The organism is Thauera phenylacetica B4P (assembly GCF_000310225.1).
GTDB classification, from domain to species: Bacteria; Pseudomonadota; Gammaproteobacteria; order Burkholderiales; family Rhodocyclaceae; genus Thauera; species Thauera phenylacetica.
Window position 1 is genome coordinate 1 of sequence record NZ_AMXF01000555.1, and the last position, 700, is coordinate 700.

The window sequence follows — 700 nt, forward strand, 5'->3', positions numbered from 1 at the left end:
CGTCGCCGAGTAGGGGATGTTCACCCCTTCCTGGCGCGCCGTCGCGATCAGGGTCTCGATCAGGTAGTGGGCGCGCTCGGGGCCTTCGTGTTCGACGACGGCGGCCAGGGCGTCCAGCCATTCCTTCGTCTCCTGCGCATCCGAGTCGGTTTGCGGGAGAACGGTGCTGATTCCGGTCATGGTTTGTCTCCTCATGACGTTCAGTTGGCGATTCCTGTCAGGTGGGACAGGCGGGTTTTTGGTTACGGGCACGACCATGCCGGCTGCCGCACGGTCAGCGTTTCAGAATATAAAACGACTTTTCGCGATGTGCAATAGGTTTTCACCTGGTGAACATGAAAGGGACTTCCTGCCTGGCTGGCCTCATGGTCCTGTCTGGTCCGGCGTCGCCTCGTGGGCGAACACCACGGCGCCGTCGCGGATCTCTCCGAGGTGGATCTGGCGTGCGCGGAGGAGGGTCTCGTGGTTGTCGGGGGAGAAGGGGCGGCGGTAGCGCATGATCACGCCCGCGACCTCTGCATCCAGGTTCTCCAGGGCCTCGCGGATGCGCGGGCCCTCCAGGCTGCCGGCCTGGCGGATCGCCGCGGCGAGCAGCAGCATCGAGTCGTAGCCCTGCGCGGCGGCGGGCGGCACCGGGATGCGCGCGCTGCCGGTGGCGCGCTCCCAGGCGGCGAGGAAGGCGGCCTGCGCCGGCGTGCGC

General features: G+C 67.1%; 2 protein-coding genes. Both read right to left on the reverse strand.

The genetic code is table 11. The features are described from left to right. The coding region (locus C667_RS23645) for a pyruvate dehydrogenase E1 component-related protein (RefSeq protein ID WP_004391638.1) at nucleotides 1-180 on the reverse strand (180 nt) is incomplete at its 3' end. A gap of 183 nt (nucleotides 181-363) precedes the next feature. After that, nucleotides 364-700 (reverse strand): ABC transporter substrate-binding protein (locus tag C667_RS23650; protein WP_004391640.1); only part of this gene is annotated, 337 nt, incomplete at its 5' end.